This window comes from Microbacterium sp. HJ5 (genome assembly GCF_054824025.1).
In genome coordinates, this window is record NZ_JSYE01000020.1 from 31,472 (window position 1) to 56,487 (window position 25,016).

22 protein-coding genes are annotated in these 25,016 nt (G+C 71.4%); 6 read left to right on the forward strand and 16 right to left on the reverse strand.

The features are described 5' to 3' along the window. Window positions 1-2 precede the first annotated feature (2 nt). The 8 genes from OB08_RS10850 to OB08_RS10885 form a co-directional block, all read right to left on the reverse strand. Complete coding sequence (locus OB08_RS10850) at window positions 3-725, reverse strand: TSUP family transporter (RefSeq protein ID WP_461474596.1); 723 nt, start codon at window positions 723-725, stop codon at window positions 3-5. Then, entirely contained in the window at window positions 722-1,522 is an 801-nt protein-coding gene (locus OB08_RS10855) for an alpha/beta hydrolase (RefSeq protein ID WP_461474598.1), read from the reverse strand. Before OB08_RS10855 ends, OB08_RS10850 begins: the two co-directional genes overlap by 4 nt. A gap of 52 nt (window positions 1,523-1,574) precedes the next feature. Continuing rightward, on the reverse strand, window positions 1,575-2,729 hold the full coding sequence (locus OB08_RS10860) for a mannitol-1-phosphate 5-dehydrogenase (RefSeq protein ID WP_461474600.1): 1,155 nt from the start codon (window positions 2,727-2,729) through the stop codon (window positions 1,575-1,577). Then, on the reverse strand, window positions 2,729-3,166 hold the full coding sequence (locus tag OB08_RS10865) for a PTS sugar transporter subunit IIA (RefSeq protein ID WP_461474602.1): 438 nt from the start codon (window positions 3,164-3,166) through the stop codon (window positions 2,729-2,731). Before OB08_RS10865 ends, OB08_RS10860 begins: the two co-directional genes overlap by 1 nt. 95 nt (window positions 3,167-3,261) lie before the next feature. After that, window positions 3,262-4,935, reverse strand: a complete 1,674-nt coding sequence (locus OB08_RS10870; protein WP_461474604.1) for a PTS mannitol transporter subunit IICB — start codon at window positions 4,933-4,935, stop codon at window positions 3,262-3,264. Continuing rightward, window positions 4,932-6,623, reverse strand: a complete 1,692-nt coding sequence (ptsP, locus tag OB08_RS10875; protein WP_461474606.1) for a phosphoenolpyruvate--protein phosphotransferase — start codon at window positions 6,621-6,623, stop codon at window positions 4,932-4,934. Before ptsP ends, OB08_RS10870 begins: the two co-directional genes overlap by 4 nt. A 2-nt stretch (window positions 6,624-6,625) precedes the next feature. After that, a complete protein-coding gene (locus OB08_RS10880; protein ID WP_461474608.1) occupies window positions 6,626-6,901 on the reverse strand; it encodes an HPr family phosphocarrier protein in 276 nt (91 codons plus the stop codon). An 18-nt stretch (window positions 6,902-6,919) separates the two neighbouring features. After that, window positions 6,920-7,306, reverse strand: a complete 387-nt coding sequence (locus tag OB08_RS10885; protein WP_461474610.1) for a PTS sugar transporter — start codon at window positions 7,304-7,306, stop codon at window positions 6,920-6,922. A 176-nt stretch (window positions 7,307-7,482) separates the two neighbouring features. Here OB08_RS10885 and OB08_RS10890 point away from each other — a divergent pair, with 176 nt between their 5' ends. After that, entirely contained in the window at window positions 7,483-9,423 is a 1,941-nt protein-coding gene (locus tag OB08_RS10890; protein ID WP_461474612.1) for a BglG family transcription antiterminator, read from the forward strand. Window positions 9,424-9,436: 13 nt separating this feature from the next. Here OB08_RS10890 and OB08_RS10895 read toward each other — a convergent pair whose 3' ends face one another. From OB08_RS10895 to OB08_RS10910, 4 genes are read right to left on the reverse strand one after another with little or no spacing between them, the layout of a single operon-like run. Then, window positions 9,437-10,021, reverse strand: coding sequence for a GNAT family N-acetyltransferase (locus tag OB08_RS10895; RefSeq protein ID WP_461474614.1), 585 nt, complete (start codon window positions 10,019-10,021; stop codon window positions 9,437-9,439). Between the two features lie 36 nt (window positions 10,022-10,057). After that, window positions 10,058-11,533, reverse strand: a complete 1,476-nt coding sequence (locus tag OB08_RS10900) for an MFS transporter (protein ID WP_461474616.1) — start codon at window positions 11,531-11,533, stop codon at window positions 10,058-10,060. 10 nt (window positions 11,534-11,543) lie between these two features. Then, window positions 11,544-13,310 carry a phospho-sugar mutase gene (locus OB08_RS10905; protein ID WP_461474618.1) on the reverse strand — a complete coding sequence of 589 codons (1,767 nt, stop codon included), beginning with the start codon at window positions 13,308-13,310 and terminating at the stop codon, window positions 11,544-11,546. After that, window positions 13,307-14,140 (reverse strand): purine-nucleoside phosphorylase, encoded by an 834-nt coding sequence (locus tag OB08_RS10910; protein ID WP_461474620.1) that lies wholly within the window; start codon window positions 14,138-14,140, stop codon window positions 13,307-13,309. Before OB08_RS10910 ends, OB08_RS10905 begins: the two co-directional genes overlap by 4 nt. 94 nt (window positions 14,141-14,234) lie before the next feature. Here OB08_RS10910 and OB08_RS10915 point away from each other — a divergent pair, with 94 nt between their 5' ends. Beyond that, entirely contained in the window at window positions 14,235-15,683 is a 1,449-nt protein-coding gene (locus tag OB08_RS10915) for an NAD(P)H-quinone dehydrogenase (RefSeq protein WP_461474622.1), read from the forward strand. A 168-nt stretch (window positions 15,684-15,851) separates the two neighbouring features. Here the strand turns inward: OB08_RS10915 and OB08_RS10920 are convergent, their stop codons facing one another. Both OB08_RS10920 and OB08_RS10925 read right to left on the reverse strand, forming a co-directional pair. Then, entirely contained in the window at window positions 15,852-17,618 is a 1,767-nt protein-coding gene (locus tag OB08_RS10920) for an acetyl/propionyl/methylcrotonyl-CoA carboxylase subunit alpha (RefSeq protein ID WP_461474624.1), read from the reverse strand. Window positions 17,619-17,747: 129 nt separating this feature from the next. Next, window positions 17,748-18,452: a Maf family protein gene (locus OB08_RS10925; protein ID WP_461474626.1), complete on the reverse strand. Its 705-nt coding sequence runs from the start codon at window positions 18,450-18,452 to the stop codon at window positions 17,748-17,750. 23 nt (window positions 18,453-18,475) lie between these two features. On the opposite strand from OB08_RS10925, the gene OB08_RS10930 reads away from it, so the two are divergent. From OB08_RS10930 to OB08_RS10945, 4 genes are read left to right on the forward strand one after another with little or no spacing between them, the layout of a single operon-like run. Next, on the forward strand, window positions 18,476-19,816 hold the full coding sequence (locus OB08_RS10930) for a class I SAM-dependent RNA methyltransferase (protein ID WP_461474628.1): 1,341 nt from the start codon (window positions 18,476-18,478) through the stop codon (window positions 19,814-19,816). Beyond that, window positions 19,813-20,490, forward strand: coding sequence for a response regulator (locus tag OB08_RS10935; RefSeq protein WP_461474630.1), 678 nt, complete (start codon window positions 19,813-19,815; stop codon window positions 20,488-20,490). The genes OB08_RS10930 and OB08_RS10935 overlap by 4 nt, the downstream gene beginning before the upstream one ends. Next, window positions 20,480-21,724: a sensor histidine kinase gene (locus OB08_RS10940; RefSeq protein ID WP_461474632.1), complete on the forward strand. Its 1,245-nt coding sequence runs from the start codon at window positions 20,480-20,482 to the stop codon at window positions 21,722-21,724. Before OB08_RS10935 ends, OB08_RS10940 begins: the two co-directional genes overlap by 11 nt. Then, window positions 21,721-22,776 (forward strand): hypothetical protein, encoded by a 1,056-nt coding sequence (locus OB08_RS10945; protein WP_461474634.1) that lies wholly within the window; start codon window positions 21,721-21,723, stop codon window positions 22,774-22,776. Before OB08_RS10940 ends, OB08_RS10945 begins: the two co-directional genes overlap by 4 nt. A 362-nt stretch (window positions 22,777-23,138) precedes the next feature. On the opposite strand, the gene OB08_RS10950 is transcribed toward OB08_RS10945, so the two are convergent. Both OB08_RS10950 and OB08_RS10955 read right to left on the reverse strand, forming a co-directional pair. Then, window positions 23,139-23,369, reverse strand: a complete 231-nt coding sequence (locus OB08_RS10950) for an acyl-CoA carboxylase subunit epsilon (RefSeq protein ID WP_461474636.1) — start codon at window positions 23,367-23,369, stop codon at window positions 23,139-23,141. After that, window positions 23,366-24,955, reverse strand: coding sequence for an acyl-CoA carboxylase subunit beta (locus OB08_RS10955; protein WP_461474638.1), 1,590 nt, complete (start codon window positions 24,953-24,955; stop codon window positions 23,366-23,368). Before OB08_RS10955 ends, OB08_RS10950 begins: the two co-directional genes overlap by 4 nt. Window positions 24,956-25,016 lie beyond the last annotated feature (61 nt).

Genomic DNA, 25,016 nt, shown 5'->3' on the forward strand with positions numbered 1-25,016 from the left:
CGTCAGGACCAGAGTGCCAGGATGCCGCGCACGAGCACCACCGTGGCGCCGGCCCAGGCCAGTGCGAGCATCGCGATGCGGGCGATCCGCGGTGCGACATGGCGACTGAGGATCGTGCCGATCGCGATGCCTCCCGCGGTCGCCGCGATCAGCAGCCAGACGTCGTCGACGGGGGTCGCCGGAAGTCCGCGCAGGGCCACCGAGACCACGCTGAACGTCGCGAAGATCACCTGGACGCTCGCGGCGAACCGGCGCTGCGGCCAGTGGTCGCCGACGGCGTAGGCGGCGAGGGGCGGGCCGGACAGCCCGCTCGCGACGTGCATGAACCCGGCGGCGGATCCGGCGACGACCGCACCCGGCCGACCGCGCAGCGACGCGGCCAGCGCGGGGATCCACCCGGCGACGAGCGCGAAGTACGCCATCGCGGCGATGAGCAGCAGGAGCGCCGCGTCGGGGAGGACGCGCACCAGGAGCGCCCCGAACGGCGCGGCGATGAGCCCCGGCCAGATGAGCCACCACGTGCGGCTCCACTCGATGTGGCGCCAAACGAGCGGGATCGCCGTGAGGGAGGCGACGAGCGCGAGCAGGACGCCGATCGTCACGCCCTCGAGCGGCCCGTACAGCAGAACGATGGGTCCCACCAGCACGAGCACGAAGCCGAGGCCCGTGATGCGCTGGATGACCGCCGCGACGAACGCCGCGAGGCACGCAAGGAGGATCGTCACTGCTGGAGCTGGTCCGCGAACGACAGCAGGAGCGCGGTGAGCTCGGCATCCATCTCCTCATCCGTGATGGTCGCCTCGCGGTCCCCGGCCTGCGGGCCGTAGTCGCCGAACGCGGCATGGTTCGCCCCCTCGATGACCTCCATGCGCGCGTCCTCCGGGAGCATCGGCCGGGCGTCGGCGATCTTCTCGGGCGTCGACAGGCCGTCCTCGCTCCCCGCGATGCTGAGGACCGGAAGGCCGGATTCGGACAGGTCGGCCGCGCAGTACGAGGCGAACAGCACGAGGGCGTCGGCGTCACCCGCGAGCTGGCACGCGCGCACGCCCCCGAGCGAATGCCCGCCGACCGCCCAGGTGTCGACGCCCGGGGCGAGGTCGGTGAAGGCCGCGAGCGGGCGAAGGTCGAAGAACGCGAGGTTGAGCCACGGCTTCGTGATGACCACGGTCGCCTCGCCCTCGGCCACGAGACCGGCGAGGTTGTTCGCATACGCCCAGGGATCCACTTTCGCGCCGGGGATGAAGACGAGCCCGACCTCGGACTCCCCGTCGGCGGGCTCCATCACGATCGCGCCGGCGGTGTCGGTGATCGAGATCGCGGGGTCGGACTGCACCTCGGCGAGCGGCTCCGGCTCGGCCGCCATGACGCCCACCTGGCTCCAGATCACGATGCCGGCCGCTGCGAGCACGATCAGCGCGCCGATCGACCCGAGGATCCACCAGAGTACGCGGAGCCCGCGCCGGCGCCTCTTCTTCGGAGGGGTGGCGGGAGCGGGCGAGTCCGGCGAGGGGTGTTCGGTCACCCCACGAGCGTATTCGGGCGCTCCTGAGAGCACTCCGGGCGAACGTGCGCGATCAGCCGCCGATCTCGGCCTGTCGCGCTTCCACCACGGCGACGACCTTCGGGAAGAGCGGATGCTGCGAGTCGAGGCCCGTGGTCGCGGCCGTGAAGGTCGCGGCGTCCTGCTCGCGCAGCATCCGCTGCAGGTCGACGGACTGCGGGTCCTCGGCGTCGTCGAACGCGAGGAGGGCGCGCATCGCGGCGACGAGGGCCTCGACCGGCAGCCCGCGCTCGGCGGCCTCGGCCGCGGGGCCGACGAATCGCTCGTGCCGGGAGAGCTTGCGCAGCGGCTGGCGGCCGACGCGCCACACGGTGTCGGGCAGCGCCGCGTTGCGGAACCGGCTGAGGATCGTCTCGCGGTAGGCCGCGAGGTCTGCCGGGTCGAGTCCGTGCTTGGCCGCGAGCAGCGCCGACGTCTCTTCGAGGGCGGCGGCGACGCGCGGGGCGATCGCCTCGTCGGCGAGGGCGGCGGCGATGGTGTCGATGCCCGCCTGGGCACCGAAGTAGGCGGTCGCCGCGTGCCCGGTGTTGACCGTGAACAGCTTGCGCTCGATGTACGGTGCGAGGTCGTCGACGAAGTGCGCGCCGGGGATGACCGGAGGCTCGTCGCCGAACGGCGGGCGCTCGATCGCCCACTCGAAGAACGGCTCGACGGTGACGTCGACCCCCGCGCCCTCGGGCTGCGCGGGGACGATGCGGTCGACGGCGGTGTTGGCGAACACCGCGCGCGAGGTGAGGGCCTCCCAGCCCTCGCCCGCCGACTCCTGCATGAGCTCGCGCAGCAGGTCGGTGGCGTTGATGGCGTTCTCGCACGCCATGATCTGCAGCGGCGGGGCGGCCGGGTCGCGCAACCCGAGCCCGGCCACGATGTGCGGCGCGACGAACTTCAGGATCGTGGGCCCGACGGCCGTCGTCACGACGTTCGCGGTCGCGATCTCGTCGACCACCTCGTCGGGGTGCTCGGCGCTGTTGATCGCCCGGAACCCCGTCACGACGGTGTCCTCACCCCCCTCGCCGACCTCGTGCACGGTGTACGAGTCGACCGCGTTGATCGCGTCGACGAGCGGGGCGGCCACGTCGGAGAAGACGAGCTCGTACCCGCCCTCGTGCAGCAGCAGCCCGACGAAGCCGCGTCCGATGTTGCCGGCGCCGAAGTGGACGGCCTTCATCACACGCCCGCGGCGGAGACCAGGGCGAACAGCTCCTCGGGCGACTGCGCGTCCTTGAGCTTCTGCACCTCGTCCTCGTCGGAGAACAGGATCGCGATCTGCGACAGGATCTCGAGGTGCTCGTCGCCCTTGCCGGCGATGCCCACGACGAACGTGACCGGCTCGCCGTCCCAGTCCACGCCGCCGTCGTACCGGACGACCGACAGCGCCGAGTCGAGGATGGTGTGCTTCGTCTCGTTCGTGCCGTGCGGGATCGCGAGCTCGTTGCCCATGTACGTCGACACCGTCTGCTCGCGCTGCTGCATCGCGTCGAAGTAGGCGCTCGTCACCGCGCCGGCCGACTCGAGGATGTCCGCCGCCTCCTTCATCGCCTCCTCACGCGTCGCGCTCCCGCTGTGGATCCGCACCTGTCCGATGCTCAGTACGTCGCGTGCCATGTCTTCCTCGCCTTTCGTGATGGATCGGATGCCTCAGCCGAAGACCACGGAGCCGGGGGCATCTCGCCGCCCGGCTCCGCAGCCGTCCTCAACGCCTATGCACCATCCTGGTGCTGGTCACGGACGAGGTCCACGACCTCGTCGTACTTCGGCGAGTTCATGAAGTTGTCCACCGACACGTGGACCGCATTCGGCGTCTGCTTGCGCGCCCGGTCGGTGAGCTGGTTCTGCGTGATGACCAGGTCGGCGGAGGCATCCAGGTTCGCGATCGCCTTGTTGACGACCGTGACGTCCTCGATGCCGGCCTTCTTGATCTTGTTGCGCAGCACGCTCGCGCCCATGGCCGACGAGCCCATGCCGGCGTCGCAGGCGAACACGATGTTCTTCACCAGCTTCGTCGTGAGCACGCCGCCGTCGGCGAGACCGGCGGTCTCACGTTCGGTCTCGAGCTTGTCGAGCGCCTCGTCCGCCTGGTTGAGTGCGGCCGTGTCGCGGGGGTCCGCTGCGCGGAGTGCGTCCATCGCGGCCGACGCCTTGCCCTTGTTGGCCTCGGTCTGCGCGATCGCCGCACCGAAGGTGTCGGCCTCGGCGAGCAGGTCGCGCTTGCGGGATGCGCGCAGGATCACGGCGGCGACCAGGAAGGTCACGGTCGCTGCGAGCAGCACGGACAGGTACACGACCATGAGGTTCGCGAATCCCCCTGCCGCGGGACTCACGGCTGCGGCCGTGACAGCGATGATGCTTCCGGGCGCGGCCGGGAACGCCAGGCCGCCGTTGAGCAGCATGTTGGTCGTGACGCCGGTCGCGCCGCCTGCGATGAGGGCGAGGATGGTCATCGGCTTCGACAGCGCGTACGGGAAGTAGATCTCGTGGATGCCGCCGAGGAACTGGATGATGGCCGCACCGGGAGCGGATGCCTTCGCTGCACCGACACCGAAGAACGTGAATGCCATCAGCAGACCGAAGCCCGGGCCGGGGTTCGCTTCGATGAGGAACAGGATCGACTTGCCGGTCTCCGTCGCCTGCTCGATGCCGAGCGGGGTGAAGACGCCATGGTTGATGGCGTTGTTGAGGAACAGCACCTTCGCGGGCTCGACGATGATCGAGACGAGCGGCAGCAGGTTGTACGCCACGAGCCAGCCCACAGCGGCGCCGAGGACGTCGCTGAACCACAGGATCGCGGGCCCGAAGACGAAGAAGCCGAGGATGGCGAGCAGCATGCCGAGGATGCCCGCCGAGAAGTTGTTCACGAGCATCTCGAAGCCCGGCTTGATCTTGCCGTCCCAGAGCTTGTCCATCTGCTTCGTGACCCACGCGGCGAACGGTCCCATGATCATCGCGCCGAGGAACATCGGGATGTTGGTGCCGACGATGACACCCATCGTCGCGACGGTCGCGACGACGCCGCCGCGCTCGCCGTAGACCATGCGGCCTCCGGTGTTCGCGATGAGCAGCGGGAGCAGGTACGTGATCATCGGGCCGACCAGTCCGACGAACTTGTTGAAGGGCTCCCCGTCATCGTCGAGCGCGATGGCGGTCATGGCGCCGGGCCAGTTAATCTGGTCGGCATTGCCGAAACCGCCGAGCAGAGGCGCGACCGGCTCCCACCACCCGAGCCAGCCCACCGCGATGAACAGCATCGTGATGAAGCCCCAGGCGATGAACGCCGCGATGTTGGGCATGATCATGCCCGAGAGGAACGTGCCGAAGCGCTGGACCGCGATGCGCGCGCCCCCGGGCTTCTTCACCGTGTCTGACGCCGTTGTCATTGCTGTGTCTCCTTCGTAGAGGCCGCGGCCTCCTGGGCCGCGGTTCGGGCGGACGCCGCATCGTTCGCGGCGAGGGCGGCCTCGGCGATGACGCGTGCATCGTCGAGGGAGTGCTGGAGCAGGGTGGCCCGCACGTCGGCGAGAGCCGTGGGGGCCATAGAGAGGCTCGTCGCGCCGAGACCGACGAGCACCACCGCGAGCAGCGGATCGGCCGCCGCCTCGCCGCAGATGCCCACCGGCTTGCGGTTCACGCGCCCCGCATCGCCCACCTCGCGGATGAGCCGCAGCACCGCGGGGTGCCACGGATCCTGCAGCGACGCCACCGAGCCGAGCAGCCGGTCGGCGGCCATCGTGTACTGGGTGAGGTCGTTGGTGCCGATCGACGCGAAGTCGGCGTACGACAGGATGCGATCGGCGAGCAGTGCCGACGACGGCACCTCGACCATGACACCTGCCGTCTTGATGCCGTAGTCCCGCGCGAGGTCGGTGAAGTACACCGCCTCTTCGACCGTCGCGACCATCGGTGCCATGACCCACAGGTCGGCCGGGCCCTCCGGCGTCCGCCGGGTCGCGGCATCCGCTTCGGCCAGCGCTGTCAGCTGCTCGCGCAGGATGTCCTCGCTCGCGCGGAGTGCGCGGATGCCGCGGAGTCCGAGCGCGGGGTTCTCCTCGTGCGCGTCGTTGAGGAACGCGAGCGGCTTGTCGGCTCCGGCGTCGAGCACGCGCACGACCACCTTCTTGCCGGGGAACGCCGACAGCAGCGTCGTGTAGGCCTCGCGCTGCTGCTCCACCGTGGGCGCCTGAGCCGACGACAGGAACAGGAACTCGGTGCGGAAGAGCCCGACGCCCTCCGCTCCGAGCGCCACGGCGTCGACGGCGGCCTCGGGCTTGCCGAGGTTCGCGAGCAGCGGGATGGGCGTGCCGTCCGCCAGGGCGCCGTCGGTGATGGGCGCCGACGACGCGGAGGCGCGGTCCTCGGCCCGGCGCTGCGCGCGCTCGAGCTCGTCGGCCGTCGGCTCCGTCGTCACCACGCCGGCCGCGGCATCCACGATCACCGTCTCGCCGTCGCGCAGATTCTTCGCCTCGACGGCGCCGACGACCGCGACGATCGACTTCTCGCGCGCGAGGATCGCGGTGTGCGACGTCGGCCCGCCCTCGGTCGTGACGAGCGCGAGCACCTTGTCGAGATCCAGCAGCGCGGTGTCGGCGGGAGCGAGATCCTTGGCGACGAGGACGAACGGATGCCCCGGGTCGGGCACGCCCGGAGCCGGCTCCCCGCGCAGCCGTGCGATCACGCGCTGCGCGACGTCGTCGAGGTCGGCGGCGCGCTCGCCGAGGTAGCCGCCCAGCGCCGTCAGCTGGTCGCGGAACGACGCGAAGGCGTCGAACACGGCGAACTCGCCGGTCTTCCCGGCGTCGACGCGGGTGTTCACCTCGTCGGCGAGGCTCGGGTCCTCGGCCATCATCGCCTGCGCCTCGAGCACGTCCTGGGCCGCGCCACCGGCCTGCGCCCCGCGCTGCTCGAGCTCGCGCGCCACTGCGGCGACAGCCTCGGCGACGCGCGCTTTCTCCTCGTCGGCGCCGAGCGCACTCGGCGCGTCGGACGGCGCCGGTGCCGGCTCGGCCATGCGGGCGACAGGGCCCTGGGCCACCCCGAGTCCGATTCCCACTCCACGCAGCTCGGTCATGGTCACGCCGCGTCGTGGTCGGTCGTCAGGAGCTCGGCCAGCTGGTCGAGCGCGGCCTCCGCGCCGTCGCCGTCAGCCGTCAGCGTGACGTAGTCGCCCTGCTCCACGCCGAGGGCGATCACGCCGAGGATGCTCGCCGCGTTGACCGGTGCGCCCGAGTCCTTCGCGACGGTGATCGGGATGCCCGCCTCCTTCGCCGCCTGCGCGAACAGCTTCGCCGGCCGCGCGTGCAGTCCGTGGGAGGAGCCGATCCGGACGGTCCGTGAGATGGGTGGCATGGTGTGACCTCTCTGTCGTCAGTCGCTGGTGGCGGTGGGGATCGAGTCGGCGGGAGCGGCCGGGCGTGACGTGCCGCCCGCGGTCGGAGCCGGCCCCCCGGAGGCCCCGACCGCGTCTCGGACGAGTGCGAGCGTCCGTGTGCCGTCCTTGTCCGCGAAGATGTCGGGCGGCAGCAGCACCACCGTCGTGCCCCGCGCGGCCGCATCCCGTTCGATGCGCTCGAGCGCATGGACGAGGTGCGGGCCCACGAGGACGACGTCCGCGGCATCGAGGTCGATCGGAAGCGACTGCTCGGTGCCGGCGAAGGCGGAGTACGCGAGACCCTGATCGTGGGCCGCATGGCGCACGCGCTGGGCGACGAAGGTGCTCGACGCACCCGCCCCGCAGACCACGAGGATCCTCATCGATCCGCCTTCATGTGGCCATTCTTGTGAAAAGGCTGGGAGCCGACAACCAGTCCTTCTTCCGGTGGGGCGGAAACCGGCGCCCCCGGAAGGCGTCGCGCGGGGCTCCGACCCGCGGCCCGTGGTTGACTTGCACCACCCGGCCGACGAGGCCCGCCCCCGACGCAAGGACACCCGTGACCAGAGCGCGACAGGACCGACTCCTGGCCCTGCTGACGCGCGACGGCGAGTGGGCGACGGCGGCCACGCTCGCCGACGCGCTGGGGGTCACGCCGCGCAGCATCCGCTCGTACGTGACCGCGGTGAACGCGCGTGTCGCGCCCTCCGTGGCGATCGAGTCGGGTCCGCAGGGGTACCGCGCCGGACAGGGCGCGGCGGCTGCGCTGCGCGCATCGGGACCGGATGCCGGAACCCCGCGCGACCGGCTGCACACGCTCGTGCGCGCGCTCCTCGACGCCCCCGACGGCATCGACACGTTCGAGTTCGCCGACCGGCTGCACGTGAGTCCCGCGACGCTCGACGCCGATCTCGCGCGCGTGCGCGGACTGCTCGGCGGCACCGAGCTGACGCTGGAGCGCTCGGCATCGCGCGCGCGGCTGCGGGGGACCGAGATGGCGCAGCGCCGCCTGCTGAGCAGATTGGCGCACGACGAGATGGATGCCGGATCCTTCGACATCGTCGCGTTGCGGCGCACGCTCGGCGAGGGCTCGGTCGGCGCCGCCGCGTTCGGTCCGTTCAAGTCCGACCTCGTCGCCGAGCTCGGGGCGCTCGGCTACTTCGTCAACGAGTTCGGCATCGCCGACGTCGTCATGCACATCGCGATCGCCGCCGACCGGGTGTCGCAGGACCGCGGCCTCGAGGGCGCGCCGACCGAGGCCCGCGCGGCGCAGCAGGAGGTCGCGGCGATCATCGGCAGGCTTGCCGAGAAGCACCTCGGGGTGGAGCTCGGCTCGGGCGACCTGCAGCATCTGGCCACCTTGGTGCTCACGCGGGTCGTGGCGCCGGGCGCCGAGACGCCCGCCGATCACGCCCGCTCGCGTCTCGACCCCGAGGTCGAGGCGGCGGTGCGCGACGTCGTGGGCACCGCGTCGGCCGAGTTCCTCGTCGACATCGCGCACGAGGACTTCATCCTGCGGCTCGCGCTGCACGTGCAGAACCTGCAGCACCGCGCCCGTGAGCAGGCGTGGTCGCGCAATCCGCTCACCCGATCGCTCAAGACGACCTACCCGATGATCTTCGAGGTGGCCGTCTTCATCGCCAGCCGTCTGCAGGAGCGCCTCGGCATCCCGCTGCCCGACGATGAGATCGCGTACATCGCGATGCACGTGGGCGGCCGCCTCGAGCGCAGCCGGCGCGCCGACCAGCTCCTGACGGCGACGATCGTGTGCCCGGGCTACTACGACCTGCACGAGCTGCTCCGCTCGAGCGTCGACCGCTCGCTCGGCCAGGCGATCGAGGTCGTCGGAGTCGAGACGCGGGTCGACCCGGACTGGGACTCGATCGACACCGACCTGGTGCTCACGACGATCGACCCGGCGGAGGCGTCCGACCGGATCGTCAAGGTGCAGCCGTTCCTCACCGACGCCGACATCGAGCGCGTGCAGGCCGCGGCGGGACGGATCCGCCGTAGCCGCCGCCTGGCACGCCTGCGCACCGAGCTCGAGCGCTACTTCGCGCCGTCCGCCTTCGTGCGCGGGCTCGACGCGCGGGTTCCGGATGCCGCGTCCGGCGAGGAGGGCGTGATCCGACTCCTCGGCGCGAGCCTCATCGAGCAGGGTGTCATCGACGAGGACTACGTCGAGCGCACCATCGAGCGCGAGCGACTGTCGTCCACCGCTTTCACCGACGCGCTCGCCGTCCCACACGCTCTGGGCATGACCGCGACGCGCACGTCGATCGCGATCGGCATCGCCGACCCGTCGATCCCGTGGGGCGAGGGCCGCGTGCAGGTGGTCGCGCTCGTCGCGTTCTCAGAGACGGACCGCGAGGCGTTCCAGACCGTCTTCGAGCAGTTCGTCGAGGTCTTCTCCGAGCGCGACAGCGTGCAGAGGATCGTCCGGCGCGCCACCGACTTCACCGGCTTCCTCGATGAGCTCGTCGCCGTCATCGACGGCTGAGCCGCGGCATCCGTCACCCGCGGCGCAGCCGCTCCTCGAGCCCGAGCCGCACAGCCGGCCACTCGGTGGGCAGGATCGAGAACACCACGGTGTCGCGAAGACTGCCGTCGGGGCCGAGACGGTGATTGCGCAGCACGCCGTCCTGCTTGGCGCCCAGCCGGGCGATCGCCGCGCGCGACTGGCGGTTGTGCCAGTGGGTGCGGAACTCGACCGCGATGGCGTCGCAGGCCTCGAACGCGTGGCCGAGCAGCAGCAGCTTCGACGCGGTGTTCACGGCGGTGCGCTGAGCCTCCGGTGCGATCCAGGTGTGACCGATCTCGACGTGGCGGTTGGGCTGGTCGATGTTGCAGAACGTCGTCTCGCCGACGACCCGTCCGGTGTCGAGGCGGCGCACCGCCCACGCGTTCATGTGCCCCTCGGCCTGCCACGCCAGCCGCTGCTCGACGTCGACTCCGGCGGCATCCGGGCGCGGCACCGACGTGTACCAGGCGTGCTCGAGGCCCACCACGGCCTCGGCGAGGTCGGCGACGTGGTCGGTGCTCAGCGGCTCCAGGCGGACGTATGCGTTATCGAGGGTCACCGGCTGCGTGAGGAGCATCCCCCGAGCCTAGGACCCGCGAGTGGATGCCGCGGCTCAGGCATCCTTCGAGTGCATGGCCGCCTCGGCGGCCGCCGCCCCCGCGGCGGGGTCGTGCTCGGCGGCCTGCGTGGCGGCACGGGCGGCGGCGATCGCGCGCTGCCCCGCCGGGAGCCACACGGCCAGCCCGATCACGACGAACGTCAGCACTCCCGCGGCGACGAGCAGCGTCTCGATCGGCACGACGTCGGCGAGCGGTCCGAAGACGACCATGCCGAACGGCATCGCGACGGCCATCACGATGCCGAGGAATCCGAACACGCGCCCCTGGCGCTCGGGCTCGACCGTCTCCTGCAGGAGCGTCATCGACGGGGTCGAGAAGAACGGCACCGCGAGGCCGACGAGGAACATGAAGCCGAAGAACATCCACACGTTCGGCGCGAGGCCGAGGCCGATCGAGAGCACGCCGAAGACGAGCGACGACACCACGATCAGGCCGATGCGGCTCCGCTTGGCGAAGAACGACGCCACGAGGATGCCGCCCAGCATCATCCCGACGCTGAAGGCGATCTCGAGCACCGCGAGGTTCACGACGTCCTGCGCCTCGCCCGCCGGGAACGAGCGCACGAGCATGAGCGGCGTCAGGTTCGACGGGGCGACGGTGAGGACGAAGATGATCGCGAACACGACGAGCAGCCAGCGCACGAACGCGTGGTGCACGATGTAGCGAACGCCGTCGACCAGGTCGGCGAAGTAGCCGGTCTGGACGTCGGACGCGCGGCGGACGGCACCGACGGGGATGAACGCCAGGATGCCGATGCCGATGGCCGCCGTGACGACGTCGATGAAGAAGATCGGGATGAGGGACGCGGCCGTGCCGCCCGTCGCCGCCGACGACCATGCGTAGATCGCGCCGGCCGCCGCAGGAGCCAGAAGCGCCATCGCCGACTGGATCGAACCGTTGATGCCGTTGACGCGGATGAGGTTGCGGGTGGGCGTGATCTGCGGGATCAGCGCCGACACGGCCGGCATCTGGATGCCGGCACCCGCTGAGCGGATCGCGAGCACGAGGAACAGCAACCAGACGGCGTCGTACCCCGTCGTCATGATGAGCGCGAGGCCGAGCGTGGCGAGGGCGATCACCGCGTCGGCGCCCATGATGAGGTACTTGCGGTTGTGCCGGTCGGCCCACACACCGCCGAAGATCGAGACGACGGCCTGCGGGAGGAACCCGAACAGGGCCGCGAGCATCATGTAGATGCCCGAGCGGTACTCGATCGTGAGGTACCAGAAGACCGCATACTGCACGAGCATCGAGCCGAGCAGGCTCACGGTCTGCCCGGTGAGGAACAGGATGACCTTGCGGAGCCAGTGCGGCGGATCCGCGGTCTCCGCCGCCGGCGCAGGGTCGCCGACCCCGGGTGTGGTGTCGACCGCGCCGGCGAGGCTCGCTCCGCTCAGCGCGGAGCCGGTGGCGGCGACGGATGCCCCGGCCGCAGCATCCGGTTCGTTCTCGCTGTTCGCGCCCGCCACCGCCTGCTCCTCAGCCGCCGACCTGAGCCAGCAGCTCGCGCGCACCCGCGGCGAGCCGTTCGATGCGCTCGGACGCGTCCGCCGCCGAGTCGCCGCGCACGTCGAGGTAGAGCTTCAGCTTCGGCTCGGTGCCGCTGGGACGAACGATGACGCGCGACCCGTCGACGAGCCACAGCCGCAGCACGTCGCCCGGCGGCAGGCCGTCGACGCCCTCGAGCAGATCGTCGACCCGCTCGACCGCGACATCGCCGATCGCGACCGGATGCTGCGCCCGCAGCGCCGCCATGATCGTCGCGATCATCGACACGTCGTCCACGCGCACCGAGACCTGGTCGCTCGCGAACGCGCCGAAGGTCTCGTCGAACTCGTCGAGCAGATCGGCGAGGGACGCGCCGCGACCGCGTGCCTCCGTGACCATGCCGAGCATCGCCACCGCGGCCGAGATGCCGTCCTTGTCGCGCACCGTCTCGGGATTGACGAGGTAGCCGAGCGCCTCCTCGAAGCCGAACACCATCCCCGGCGCGCGCGAGATCCACTTGAAGCCCGTCAGCGTCGCGTGGAAGTCGAGGCCGTAGTGGGTCGCGACCGCCTCCAAGCCGGGCGACGAGACGAGAGAGCACGCGAGGGAGCGGCCGGCGACGTCGCCGGCCTCCGCCGCGAGCCGGGCCGCGCGCCACCCGAGCAGCAGGCCGATCTGGTTGCCGGTGAGGCGGCGCCCGCCGTCCGGAACCGCGTCGTCGGGGATCGCGACCGCGAGCCGGTCGGCGTCGGGGTCGTTCGCGATCACCAGTTCGGCGCCCACCTCGCGGGCGCGCGCGAACGACAGGTCCATCGCCCCCGGCTCCTCGGGATTGGGGAAAGCCACCGTGGGGAAGCGGCCGTCGGGCTCGAGCTGTGCGGTGACCGGCTCGGGAGAGGGGTACCCGGCCGCCTCGAGGATGCGCGACAGCGTCTCCCAGCCGACGCCGTGCATCGCGGTGTAGACCCACGTCATGCCGGCGGCGCCGTCGGGGGCGGGCGCGACCGCCGCGGTCGCGGCGACGTACTCGTCGACGACCGACTCGCCGGCGGTCTCGTACCCGAGCGACCGGGGCAGGGCGCTGATGTCGCCGTCGGCGGCCACCCGCTCGATGTGCGCCGCGATGTCGGCGTCGGCGGGGGCGACGATCTGCGAGCCCTCGTCGGGTCCGCCGAGGTACACCTTGTAGCCGTTGTCGTTCGGCGGATTGTGGCTCGCGGTGACCATCACGCCGGCCGCCGCGCCGAAGCGGCGGACCGCGAACGCGAGCACGGGCGTCGGAAGGAGCCTCGGCAGGAGCACGGCGCGCAGCCCCGCTCCGGCGAAGATCTCGGCGGAGTCCTGGGCGAAGACACGCGAATTGCGTCTGCCGTCGTACCCCACGACGATCGTGGGGGACGCGGCATCCGGCCCCGCCTTCTCGAGGACGTACGCGGCGAGTCCCGCCGCCGCCTGCGCGACCAGTACGCGGTTCATGCGGTTGCTTCCCGCGCCGAGCTCGCCGCGGAGTCCCGCCGTGCCGAACGCGAGTCGGGTCGCGAACCGGTCCTCGAGGTCGGCCGTCGCCGCGTCGTCGCCCGCTTCGGCGGCCTCGATGACCGCGCGCAGCTCGGCGCGGGTCTCGCTGTCCGGATCCTGCGCGAGCCACGCGCGGGCGCGGTCGAGGACGGACGCCTCGTCTGTGGCGCCCGCCGGAACGGCGTCGGGCGCGGGCTCCTGGCGGTCGGGCGCGGCCGCCGGAACCTGCTCGTCGTTCACAGCGCGCCGATCACTCGTGCGAGCAGCGACGAGATCACCGGCTCGGCCTCGCGGCCCGCGTCGATGACCTCCTGGTGGCTGAGCGGAGTGGTCTGGATGCCGGCGGCCATGTTCGTGATGAGTGAGAAGCCCAGGATCTCGAGGCCGGCCTGGCGGGCGGCGATCGCTTCGAGCGCGGTCGACATGCCGACGATGTGGCCGCCGATCGTCTTCGCCATCCGCACCTCGGCGGGCGTCTCGTACTGCGGTCCGCGGAACTGGCAGTACACGCCCTCGTCGAGGGACGGGTCGATCGTGCGGGCGAGGTCGCGCAGGCGCACGGAGTACAGGTCGGTGAGATCGATGAATGTCGCGCCCTCGAGCGGCGAGTCGCCGGTGAGGTTGATGTGGTCGCTGATGAGGACCGGCTGGCCCGGCGTCCACGTGTGCTTGATGCCGCCCGCGCCGTTGGTGAGCACCATGGTGCGCACCCCCGCCGCAGCGGCCGTGCGCACGCTGTGCACGACGCGGCGCACGCCGTGCCCCTCGTAGTAGTGCGTGCGGGCGCCGATGACGAGCACCCGTCGGCCCTTCGGCGTGAGGACGCTGCGCAGCGTCCCGACGTGGCCCTCGAGGGCGGGTCGGGAGAAGCCGGTCACGTCGGTCGCAGGGAAGGCCGCGGTCGTCTCGCCGATGAGATCCGCCGCCTTGCCCCAGCCGCTGCCGAGCGTCAGGGCGATGTCGTGGCGCTCGACCCCGGTCAGGCGGGCGATGTCATCCGCTGCGGCGGCGGCGATCTCGAACGGATCGGCGGCGAGGTCGTCGAGAGGATTGGCGGTGCTGTCAGACATGCCCCCCACTCTAGGAAGGGCCGCCCCCGAGGGCCAGCACGCGCGGTCGTCAGGGTGTCGTGGTCGAGGCGTCCCGCGGGGGAGAATGGACGTCATGTCCTTGAGCTTCGAGCGCACTCAGAGCGTCGCCATCATCGGCGGCGGACCCGGCGGCTACGAAGCGGCGCTGGCCGCCGCCCAGCTCGGAGCCGAGGTGACCGTCGTCGAACGCGCCGGCATCGGCGGCTCCGCGGTCATCACCGACGTCGTCCCCTCGAAGACCCTCATCGCCACCGCCGACGCCGCCGTCGCGATCGCCGGCGCCAGCGACCTCGGAGTGCAGCTGTTCGCCAAGGGCGAGGACGGCAAGCCGCTCAAGCCCGAGATCGCCATCAACCTCGCCGCCGTCAACAAGCGTCTGCTCTCGCTCGCACGGCAGCAGTCCGACGACATGCGCGCCTCGCTCGCCGAGGCCGGCGTCCGCATCATCTCCGGCCACGGTCGCCTCGAGGGAGAGAACGCCGTCGTCGTCTCCACCGGCCCGGGCGGCACGGACTTCGACCGCATCGAGGCCGACACGCTTCTCGTCTCGACGGGGTCGTCGCCCCGCGAGCTGCCGACGGCCAAGCCCGACGGGCAGCGCATCCTCACGTGGACGCAGCTGTACGACATGAAGGCGATCCCCGAGCACCTCATCGTCGTCGGATCGGGTGTCACCGGCGCCGAGTTCGCCGGCGCGTACATGAATCTCGGCGCCAAGGTCACGCTCGTGTCGAGCCGCGACCAGGTGCTTCCGGGCGAGGACTCGGATGCCGCGGCCGTGCTCGAGCGCGTGTTCAAGCGCGGTGGCATGACGCTGCTGTCGAAGAGCCGTGCCGACAAGGTCGAGAACCTCGGCGACCGCGTCGTCGCGACGCTCAGCGACGGCCGCACCGTCGAGGGCAGCCACTGCCTCGTCGCGGTGGGCTCGATCCCGAACACGGCGGGCATCGGCCTCGAGCAGGCGGGCGTGCAGATGACCGAGTCCGGCCACATCCAGGTGAACCGCGTCGCGCGCACCTCCGTGCCGAACATCTACGCCGCGGGTGACTGCACGACCTTCGTTCCGCTGGCATCGGTCGCGTCCATGCAGGGGCGCACCGCGATCTTCCACGCGCTCGGCGACGTGGTGATCCCGCTCGAGCGCCGCCGCATCACGTCGAACATCTTCACTGCGCCCGAGATCGCCACGATCGGGTGGCAGGAGAAGGACATCGTCGAGGGCGGCATCAACGGCGTCGTGCACAAGCTCCCGCTCGCGGCCAACCCGCGCGCCAAGATGATGGGCATCAAGGACGGCTTCGTGAAGCTCATCGCGCGCGAGGGGAGCGGCACGGTGATCGGCGGCGTCATCGTCGGACCCCGCGCGTCCGAGCTGATCTACCCGATCGCGATCGCCGTCGAGCGCCGGCTGACGGTCGACCAGGTCTCCCGCGTCTTCGCGGTCTACCCGTCGCTGTCGGGCAGCATCACGGATGCCGCGCGCGCGATGCACGTGGTCGACCACAAGGTGTACGGGGGCTGACCCTCCCGGCGCGGCCGCGGCCGCGGGCGCGGCATCCGCTCGCCCGCCGTGCCGACCGATGTCGCCGGCGCGTGGAGTCGGGAACCGAGGAGATCTCGCGGATCGAGGACGGATCGTGCCTGCAGATCCTCGATCGGGGGATCTTCCTCGATCCGGGGGAGAACGGCGTCAGCTGATCGTGAGCAGCTGGTGCCCGGCGGAGACCGTGGTGCCGGCGTCGGCGTTGATCGCGCCGATCACACCGTCCTTATGCGCCTGGATGGGCTGCTCCATCTTCATCGCCTCGAGGACGACGACGAGGTCGCCCTTCACGACCTGCTGGCCCTCTTCGACGGCGACCTTGACGATCGTCGCCTGCATCGGGGCCTTCACCGCGTCGCCCGAGGCTCCGGAGACCACCGACGGTGCGTGCGAGCGGCGCGACGGCGGCACGGCGGCGGGGCGACCGGCGACACCGGGCGCAGCCACGACGCGATCGGGCAGGCTCACCTCGAGGCGCTTTCCCGCGACCTCGACGACGACGGTGTGGCGGTGCTCGCTGGGCTTGGGCGACTCGAGTTCGCCGTCCCACGGAGCGATGTCGTTCACGAACTCGGTCTCGATCCAGCGCGTGAACACGCCGAAGACGCCGCCCTCCGCCGTGAACGCGGGGTCGCGGACGACCTTGCGGTGGAACGGGAGGACCGTGGGCATGCCGGCGACCTCGAACTCGTCCAGCGCACGGCGCGAGCGCTCGAGCGCCTCGGCGCGGTCGCGGCCGGTGACGATGATCTTCGCGAGCAGCGAGTCGAAGGCGCCCGAGACGCTGTCGCCGGCGGTGACACCGGAGTCGAGCCGGATGCCGGGGCCGCCGAAGGTCTTGAAGACGTGGATCGGGCCGGGCTGCGGCAGGAAGCCGCGGCCGGGGTCCTCGCCGTTGATGCGGAACTCGATCGAGTGGCCCTCGGGCGTCGGGTCGCCGTAGCCGAGCTCCTCGCCCTCGGCGAGGCGGAACTGCTCGCGGACCAGGTCGATCCCGGTGACCTCTTCGGAGACCGGGTGCTCGACCTGGAGGCGGGTGTTGACCTCGAGGAAGGAGATGGTGCCGTCGGCGCCGATGAGGAACTCGCACGTTCCGGCGCCGATGTAGCCGACCTCCTTGAGGATGGCCTTCGACGCGTCGTACAGGGTCTTGTTCTGCTCGTCGCTCAGGAACGGCGCGGGTGCCTCCTCGACGAGCTTCTGATGACGGCGCTGCAGCGAGCAGTCGCGCGTCGAGATCACCACGACGTTGCCCGCGGCATCGGCCAGGCACTGCGTCTCGACGTGCCGCGGCTTGTCGAGGTACTTCTCGACGAAGCACTCGCCGCGGCCGAAGGCGGTGATCGCCTCGCGGGTCGCGGACTCGAACAGCTCGGGAACCTCGTCGATCGTGCGGGCGACCTTGAGGCCGCGGCCGCCGCCGCCGTACGCCGCCTTGATGGCGATCGGCAGACCCACCTGCTCCGCGAAGGCGACGACCTCGTCGGCGCCCGCGACGGGGCCGGGGGTGCCCGGAGCGAGGGGAGCGCCGACCTTCTCGGCGACCGCACGTGCAGTGACCTTGTCGCCGAGGGCCTCGATCGCCTCAGGGCTCGGACCGATCCAGATCAGGCCCGCACCGATGACGGCGCGCGCGAAGTCGGCGTTCTCGGCGAGGAACCCGTAGCCCGGATGCACCGCGTCGGCGCCCGAGCGGCGCGCGACCGAGAGGATCTTGTCGATCGACAGGTACGTCTCGGCGCTCGTCGCGCCTTCGAGCGCGTACGCCTCATCGGCGAGGCGGGCGTGCATGGCGTCGCGGTCCTGGTCGGCGTAGACGGCGACGGACGACTTGCCGGCGTCGCGGGCGGCGCGGATGACGCGGACGGCGATCTCGCCGCGGTTGGCAACGAGAACCTTGGCGATCTGGGGCATGCGTGCCAGCCTACCGACGGTGCGGGGCCTGGTTTTGAGTGGTTCGCACAAGAACCGGCGAAAAACATGGGCGCGCGTCCACAACGTCGACAGGCGAGCGGATGCCGCGACTCGCCGCGCCGGCTGCGGTCACCCCGCGCGCTCGCCGCCTTCCGGCTCGCCGAGGTCGGTCCTCTCGAGCGAACGGTCCGTCGTGTTCCACAGTGACGGCCAGTCGACATCGAGCTCGCGCACGAGCCGGCGGAGGGTCGAGACCGACATGCCGACCACGGTCGACGGGTCACCCTCGACCCGCGTGATGAACGCCCCGCCGAGACTGTCGACGGTGAAGGCTCCCGCGACGTGGAGGGGTTCCCCGGATGCGACGTACGCCTCGATCTCGGCATCCGTCACGTCGTCGGCGAAGGTGACGGACGCCTCGGCCACCGCGTGCACCTCGCGCGGGGCCGTTCCCGGCGCCACGCGCACGACGGCGTGGCCCGAGTGGAGCACCCCGGTGCGGCCCCGCATCGCATGCCAGCGCGCGATCGCGTTGTCGGCCGTGAGGGGCTTGCCGAGCACGTCGCCGCCGAGCTCGAACATGGAGTCGCCGCCGATCACGACGCCGTCGAAATCGGGGATGTCGTCGGCCAGCCGTGCCGCGACGTCGGCCGCCTTGCGGCGCGCGAGGAGGAGGACGTGCTCGTCCGGCGCGAGCACGCGGTCCTCGGCGGCCTCGACGGCGGCGATCACTCCCTCTTCATCCACGTCGGGCGCGACGGTGAGGGGGCGGATGCCGAACTGCTGCAGGAGCATCAGGCGGGCGGGCGAGGTCGAGGCGAGGCACACGCGCATGGGTCCACCGTAGGCTCTCCCTCGTGACCGATTCGACAGCAGAGGCCGGGCGGACCATCGATCTCGAGATCGGCGACGTCGCTCACGGGGGAGTGTTCGTCGCACGGCACCAGGGTCGTGTCGTCTTCGTTCCCGACGCGCTGCCCGGCGAGCGGGTGCGTGTGAGGATCACCGACACCAGCAAGAGCTCGTTCTGGCGTGCTGAGGCGCTGGAGGTGCTGGATGCCTCGCCCCACCGCCGCGCGCACATCTGGCGCCAGGCCGACATCTCCGTCGCCCCCGAGCAGCGTCCCGGCGGCGCGGACTTCGGTCACATCGCGCTCGAGCACCAGCGGGAGCTCAAGCTGCGGGTCCTGCGTGACGCCCTGCAGCGGTTCGGCGGGATCGCCGACCCGGTCGCGACGATCGCGCCCGCCGGCACCCCCGGCGGTGCGGAGTCCACCGACGGGACCGGCTGGCGCACCCGGGTGAGCCTGCACGTCGACGCCGACGGGAACGTGGGCCCCTACGCGGCGCGCAGTCACCGCGTCATCCCGGTCGACGACCTGCCGCTCGCGACCGCCGCCGTCGAGCGGGCCGCGATCGACCTGCGCACGGGAGAGCCCGGCCGCATCGATCTCGTCCAGCCGGCCGACGGCCGGGTGCGCGTGCTGCCGCGGCCCGAGGCGCCGCGCGCAGGAAGCGGCCGCAGGCGCAGCGTGTCGACACGTCCTGCGCGATCGCCCGAGGTCGTCATCGAGCGGGTCGGGTCGCGGGAGTTCCGTGTCGACGCCGGCGGCTTCTGGCAGGTGCACCGCCTCGCCGCCGAGACCCTCGCCGGTACCGTTGCCGACGCGCTGCGCGGTCTCGGGTCGCAGGTGGAGTGGGGAGCGGATGCCTGGCACCTCGACCTGTACGGCGGCGTCGGGCTCTTCGCCGCGACCATGGGCGACGTCGGCGGTGCCGCGGCACGGGTGACGACCGTCGAATCGGATGCCCGCGCGACCGAGCACGCCGGAGAGAACCTCGCCGAGTGGGTGGGCGCCCGCGCCGAGACCGCGCGCGTAGATCGCTGGCTCGCCCGGGTCGAGGCGGAGGCGTCCGCGGCGGAGCGCGAGCGGCTGTCGCGCGGCGTCGTCCTGCTCGATCCGCCGCGTGCCGGCGCTGGCAGGGCGGTGGTCGAGTCCGTCGCCGGCCTCGGCCCGGCGGCGGTCGTCTACGTCGCGTGCGATCCGGTGGCGCTGGCGCGGGACCTCGCGACGTTCCGGGCCGCAGGGTACGAGGCATCCGTCGTCCACGCCCTCGATCTGTTCCCTCATTCGCACCATGTCGAGGCCGTGGCTACCCTGACGCGGCCCTCCGGCGACGTTAGGCTGACGACATGACCCGGGTTGCGCTCATCGACGACCACGAGTCCGTCAGGCTCGGGCTCGAGGCCGCCTGCGCCCGCGTCGGCGCCAAGGACGTCGTGTTCTCGGGCAGCACCGTGACGGACTACCTCAAATGGCGTGCCTCGACCGCGTCGGCGCCGGCCGATGTCGTCGTGCTCGATCTCACGCTCGGAGACGGCACCACGGTCACCGAGAATGTGCGGCGCCTCGTGATGGATGGTTCGAGCGTGATCATCCACAGTGTCGCGGACCGTCCCGCGGCTGTTCGGGAAGCGCTCGCCGCGGGCGCGGCGGGTGTCGTCAGCAAGTCCTCGCGCATCGATGACGTCATCGCCGCCGTCAGCACCGTCGCCAAGGGTGAGCCCCTCAACAACGTCGAGTGGGCGAGCGCGGTCGAGGGCGACAGGGAGTTCGCCGACGCGCAGCTGTCGGCCCGCGAGCGCGAGGTGCTGCGGCTCTACGCGGCCGGCCTCCCGCTCAAGGTCGTCGCCGACCGCCTCGGCGTGGCGTACTCGACCGCCAAGGAGAACATCACGCGGGTCCGCGTCAAGTACGTCGAGGTGGGGCGTCCCGCCCCCACCAAGGTCGACCTGCTGCGCCGGGCCATGGAGGACGGGATCCTCGCCGAGTCGGCCACCGATCCGGAGGACATCGCCCGTGGCGGTTGACGCACCGGCAGCTCTCGACAGCGCCTGGGGCCACATCCCGACTTCGCGGGAGGCGACCGCCGGCATCGGCTCCTTCACGAGGACCCGCGTCGAGCGCATCATCTCGATCGTCGCCGGATTCGGCTCGCTGGTGCTCGGGCTGCAGGCGTTCCTGAGCGCGCTCGGCCCCTCGGAGGAACGGCCCGGATGGCACGAGCCCCTCGTCATCGGCGTCTTCGCTCCGCTCGCGGTGATGATCATCGCGTGCTTCATCGGACGCGGCGTGCGCATCGCCGCCGGTGTCTTCGCGTTCGTCTACATCCTCGCGCTGCTCGCCTGGCCCATCGCGACCGCGGGGACGGACCCGCCGGCGACGCCGCAGCCGTGGATCTGGTATCTCGTCAACATCGCCACCCTCGCTGCGGTGCTCGCCTTCCCGTTCCCTCTGCAGATCGTCTGGACGATTCTCGCGCCGCTGCTGTTCGGGCTGGTCCGACTCATCCAGGGCGACTTCGCGACGGAGTTCTGGTTCGCGAACGGCCTCGACGTCTCGTTCGCCCTGATCCTCGGTGGCGTGATCCTCACGCTCGGCTGGGTGTTCCGCTCCGTCGCCGCCAACGTCGACGAGACGCGGGCACGGGCGGTCGCGTCGTACGCGCAGGCCGCGGCGGCGGATGCTGCGGAGCAGGAGCGCATCGCGGTCGCCGCGCTCATGCACGACAGCGTGCTCGCCGCGCTCATCGCGGCGGAGCGAGCCGACACGCCCCGGGCGCAGACGCTCGCGGTCGGCATGGCGCGTGAGGCGCTGACTCGCCTCGCCAACACCGAGCAGGACGCGCACGAGGGGCCGGACGAGCCGCGCGACGCGCACTCGATCGCCGATGACATCGACGCGGCCGCGCACGAGCTCGGCGCCGAGCTGATGGTCGACCGGGCGATCTCCTACGACGGGCCCCAGGTCCCTGGTCGCGTCGCGCGCGCCCTGGTCCTGGCCGCGACGCAGGCGATCGCCAACGCCCTGCAGCACGCGGGGGGTGTCGGGCTCACCGTCGCCGTGTCGGCATACGGATCCGAGGTGCACGTCGAGGTGCGCGATCGCGGAGAGGGCTTCGATCTCGACGACGTGCCCGATGACCGACTCGGCATCCGCGCGTCGATCTTCGCGCGCGTCGCCGCCGTCGGCGGATCCTCCGACATCGACTCCGGTCCGCACGGCACGACCGTCCGTCTCGAGTGGCGGGAGGGCGTCGCATGATCAGCGTGAAGAACGTCCTCGTCGCCCTCGCCGTCGCCTTCACGGCCTACCTGGCCGCGCGCGGGCTGTGGTGGACGGCGCCCGTGCCGTACCCGCTCATCGTCGTGGCCACCCTGGGCATGTACCTCGCCACGACGTGGCTCTGCATCTTCTGGGAGCCCGCGCGCACGGGCACTCCGGAAGAGGAGGAGCACATCGGCGATGTCGACCGTCCCCGCGCGCGGCTGCCGATCCCTGCGCAGATCCTCGCGCTCGTCGCTGCGGTCCTCGTGCCCAGCGCGATCTCGTTCGCCGTCGGTCCGGAATCGGTGACCGCGGGCTTCGCGACCTGGTACCTCGGAGGCATCGGTGCGCTGATGACGATCGTCATGGTGCGCCGGCGGCCCTGGACCGCGTGGGCGGGCATCGCGATCCTCACGGTCGGATCGATGGTCTGGATGGGCCCCGCTGCGGCGCTGGCCCTCGGGCTCGTCGGGTCGATCGTGTGGGTGACGTGCGCGCAGCTGCTGGTGCGCTCGCTCGACCGCGCCGCGCGCGACACGTCGCGGCTCGCACAGCTGCAGCGCGCGGCTTCCGCCTGGCAGGCGTCGCAGGTCGGTCGCCAGCGCGAGCGCCGCGTGCAGGTGCAGCAGGCCCTCGCGGTCGCAGGCCCGGTGCTGACGCGCACCGTCGCGACCGGCGGGCGTCTGACCGACGACGACCGGCTCGAAGCCCGGCTGGCCGAGGGGCGACTGCGCGACGAGATGCGCGGCCCGCGTCTCCTCGACGACGAGGTGCGCGCCGAGCTCGAGCGCGCGCGACGGCGAGGCGCGAACGTCACGGTGCTCGACGAGGGCGGGCTCGAAGGGCTCGACGAGACCTCCCTCTCCGTCATCCGCGGGCAGCTCGCCGAAGCGCTGCGGTCCGCGAGCTCCGACCGCCTCTACATCCGCACGTCGCCCGACGCACGCGTCGCGGTCACGGTCGTCGGCCGTTCGCCCTCGGTGGGAGGGCCGTCCGAGGAGGACGGCGTCGACCTCTGGCGCGAGATACCGCACCCCGGCGTGGCCTGAAGCCGGCGCGCAGGTACATCCGAAGCCGCTCGGGCCGCTGATCGTCGCGCGAGCGGCGTGTCCGGCGCGTGGCATCCGCAAAAAACTGCTCCCCGTCTCGGTGGGGGAGGGGAACCGAGGCGGGGAGTGAGAGGAAGGAGGCGAGGGGCGGCGAAGCCGCCCGCCCCTCGCCTGGCGGACTGTTACCCGAAAACAGTCCGCGTGGCCGAACTCGGATCCACCGCAGCGCGGAGAGCGAGTCAGCCGAACGCAGAAGCGTTCCAGCGATACAAGTATCGCCGGGGGGTGAGAAGTCCGTCTGTAGGTATTTCGGGGGACATTCGTGCGCGGATTTCGGCGTCGTCCGCAGCACCGGCACCGGGTCAGCCCGAGTAACCCCGCCAGCCCAGCTCACGGCGCAGCGGGGCGCGCAGATTGCGCTGGGTGAGCGACCATGCGGAGCGCACCGCCGCGTCGTCGGCGACCGCCTCCGCGGCCTCGCCGACGTAGGCCTCGCTCACCACGGCGATGAGCGCGGCCAGCTCCTCCTCGGTGGGGGTGCCGCGGAGGACGTCGATCGTGACGCCTTCGGCGTCGCCCTCGGGAAGGCTCACAGGGGGATGTTCCCGTGCTTCTTGGGCGGCAGGCTCGCGCGCTTGCCGCGGAGCGCCCGAAGCGCCTTCGCGATGGACACCCGCGTCTGCGCCGGCTCGATGATGCCGTCGAGCTCGCCGCGCTCGGCGGCGAGGAACGGCGATGCGACGTTGTACGTGTATTCGTTCGCGAGACGCGTCCGCACCGCCGCGACGTCTTCGCCGGCGGCCTCGGCGCGCTTGATCTCGCCGCGATAGAGGATGTTCACCGCGCCCTGACCGCCCATGACGGCGATCTCGGCGGTGGGCCACGCGAGGTTGATGTCGGCGCCGAGCTGCTTGGACCCCATCACGATGTAGGCGCCGCCGTACGCCTTGCGCAGGATCACCGTCACGAGCGGCACGGTGGCCTCGGCGTACGCGTAGAGGAGCTTCGCGCCACGGCGGATGACGCCGGTCCACTCCTGGTCGGTGCCGGGGAGGTAGCCCGGAACGTCGACGAGCGTGACGATCGGGATGGAGAACGCGTCGCAGAAGCGCACGAACCGGCTGGCCTTCTCGCCGGCCTCGATGTTGAGCGTGCCGGCCATCTGCGAGGGCTGATTGGCGATGATGCCGACGGAGCGGCCCTCGATGCGGCCGAAGCCGATCACGATGTTGGGGGCGAACAGCGGCTGCACCTCGAGGAAGTCCTCGGCGTCGACGATCCCGCGGATGACCTGGTGGATGTCGTAGGGCTGGTTCGGGGAGTCCGGGATCAGCGCGTTGAGAGCGCGGTCGGCGTCGGTGGTCTCGAACTCGAAGCCCGTCTCGTAGACCGGGACCTCGGCCAGGTTGTTGTCGGGGAGGAAACCGAGCATCGAGCGGACGTAGTCGATCGCGTCCTCCTCATCCTCGGCGAGGTAGTGGGCGACGCCCGAGCGGGTGTTGTGCGTGTGCGCGCCGCCCAGCTCCTCCATGCCGACGTCCTCGCCGGTCACCGTCTTGATGACGTCGGGACCGGTGACGAACATCTGGCTGGTCTTGTCGACCATGACCACGAAATCGGTGAGCGCGGGGGAGTAGACCGCCCCGCCGGCGGCCGGGCCCATGATGATCGAGATCTGCGGGATCACACCGGACGCCTGGGTGTTCAGACGGAAGATCTCGCCGTACTTGCCGAGCGCGACGACGCCCTCCTGGATGCGCGCGCCGCCCGAGTCGAGGATCCCGACGATCGGGATGCCCGAGCGCAGCGCGAACTCCATGACCTTGATGATCTTCTCGCCGGCGACCTCGCCGAGCGATCCGCCGAAGGTCGAGAAGTCCTGCGAGTAGACCGCGACGGTGCGCCCATGGATCGTGCCCACGCCCGTGACCACCGAGTCGCCGTACGGCCGGGACTTGTCCATGCCGAACGCGGTGGTGCGATGGCGGACGTACTCGTCGAGCTCGACGAAGCTGCCGGGGTCGACGAGCTGCTCGATGCGCTCGCGGGCGGTGCCCTTGCCCTTCGCGTGCTGCTTCTCCTGGGCCACGGCCTCGGCATCGAGGACGGCTTCCTGGTAGCGCGCGCGGAGGTCGGCGATCTTGCCGGCGGTCGTGAAGAGGTCGGGCTGATCGGTCACGCATTCCACCCTATCGGCGGGGTTTGCCGAACGGTTGGAGGGTTCGTACAAGGGGAACAGG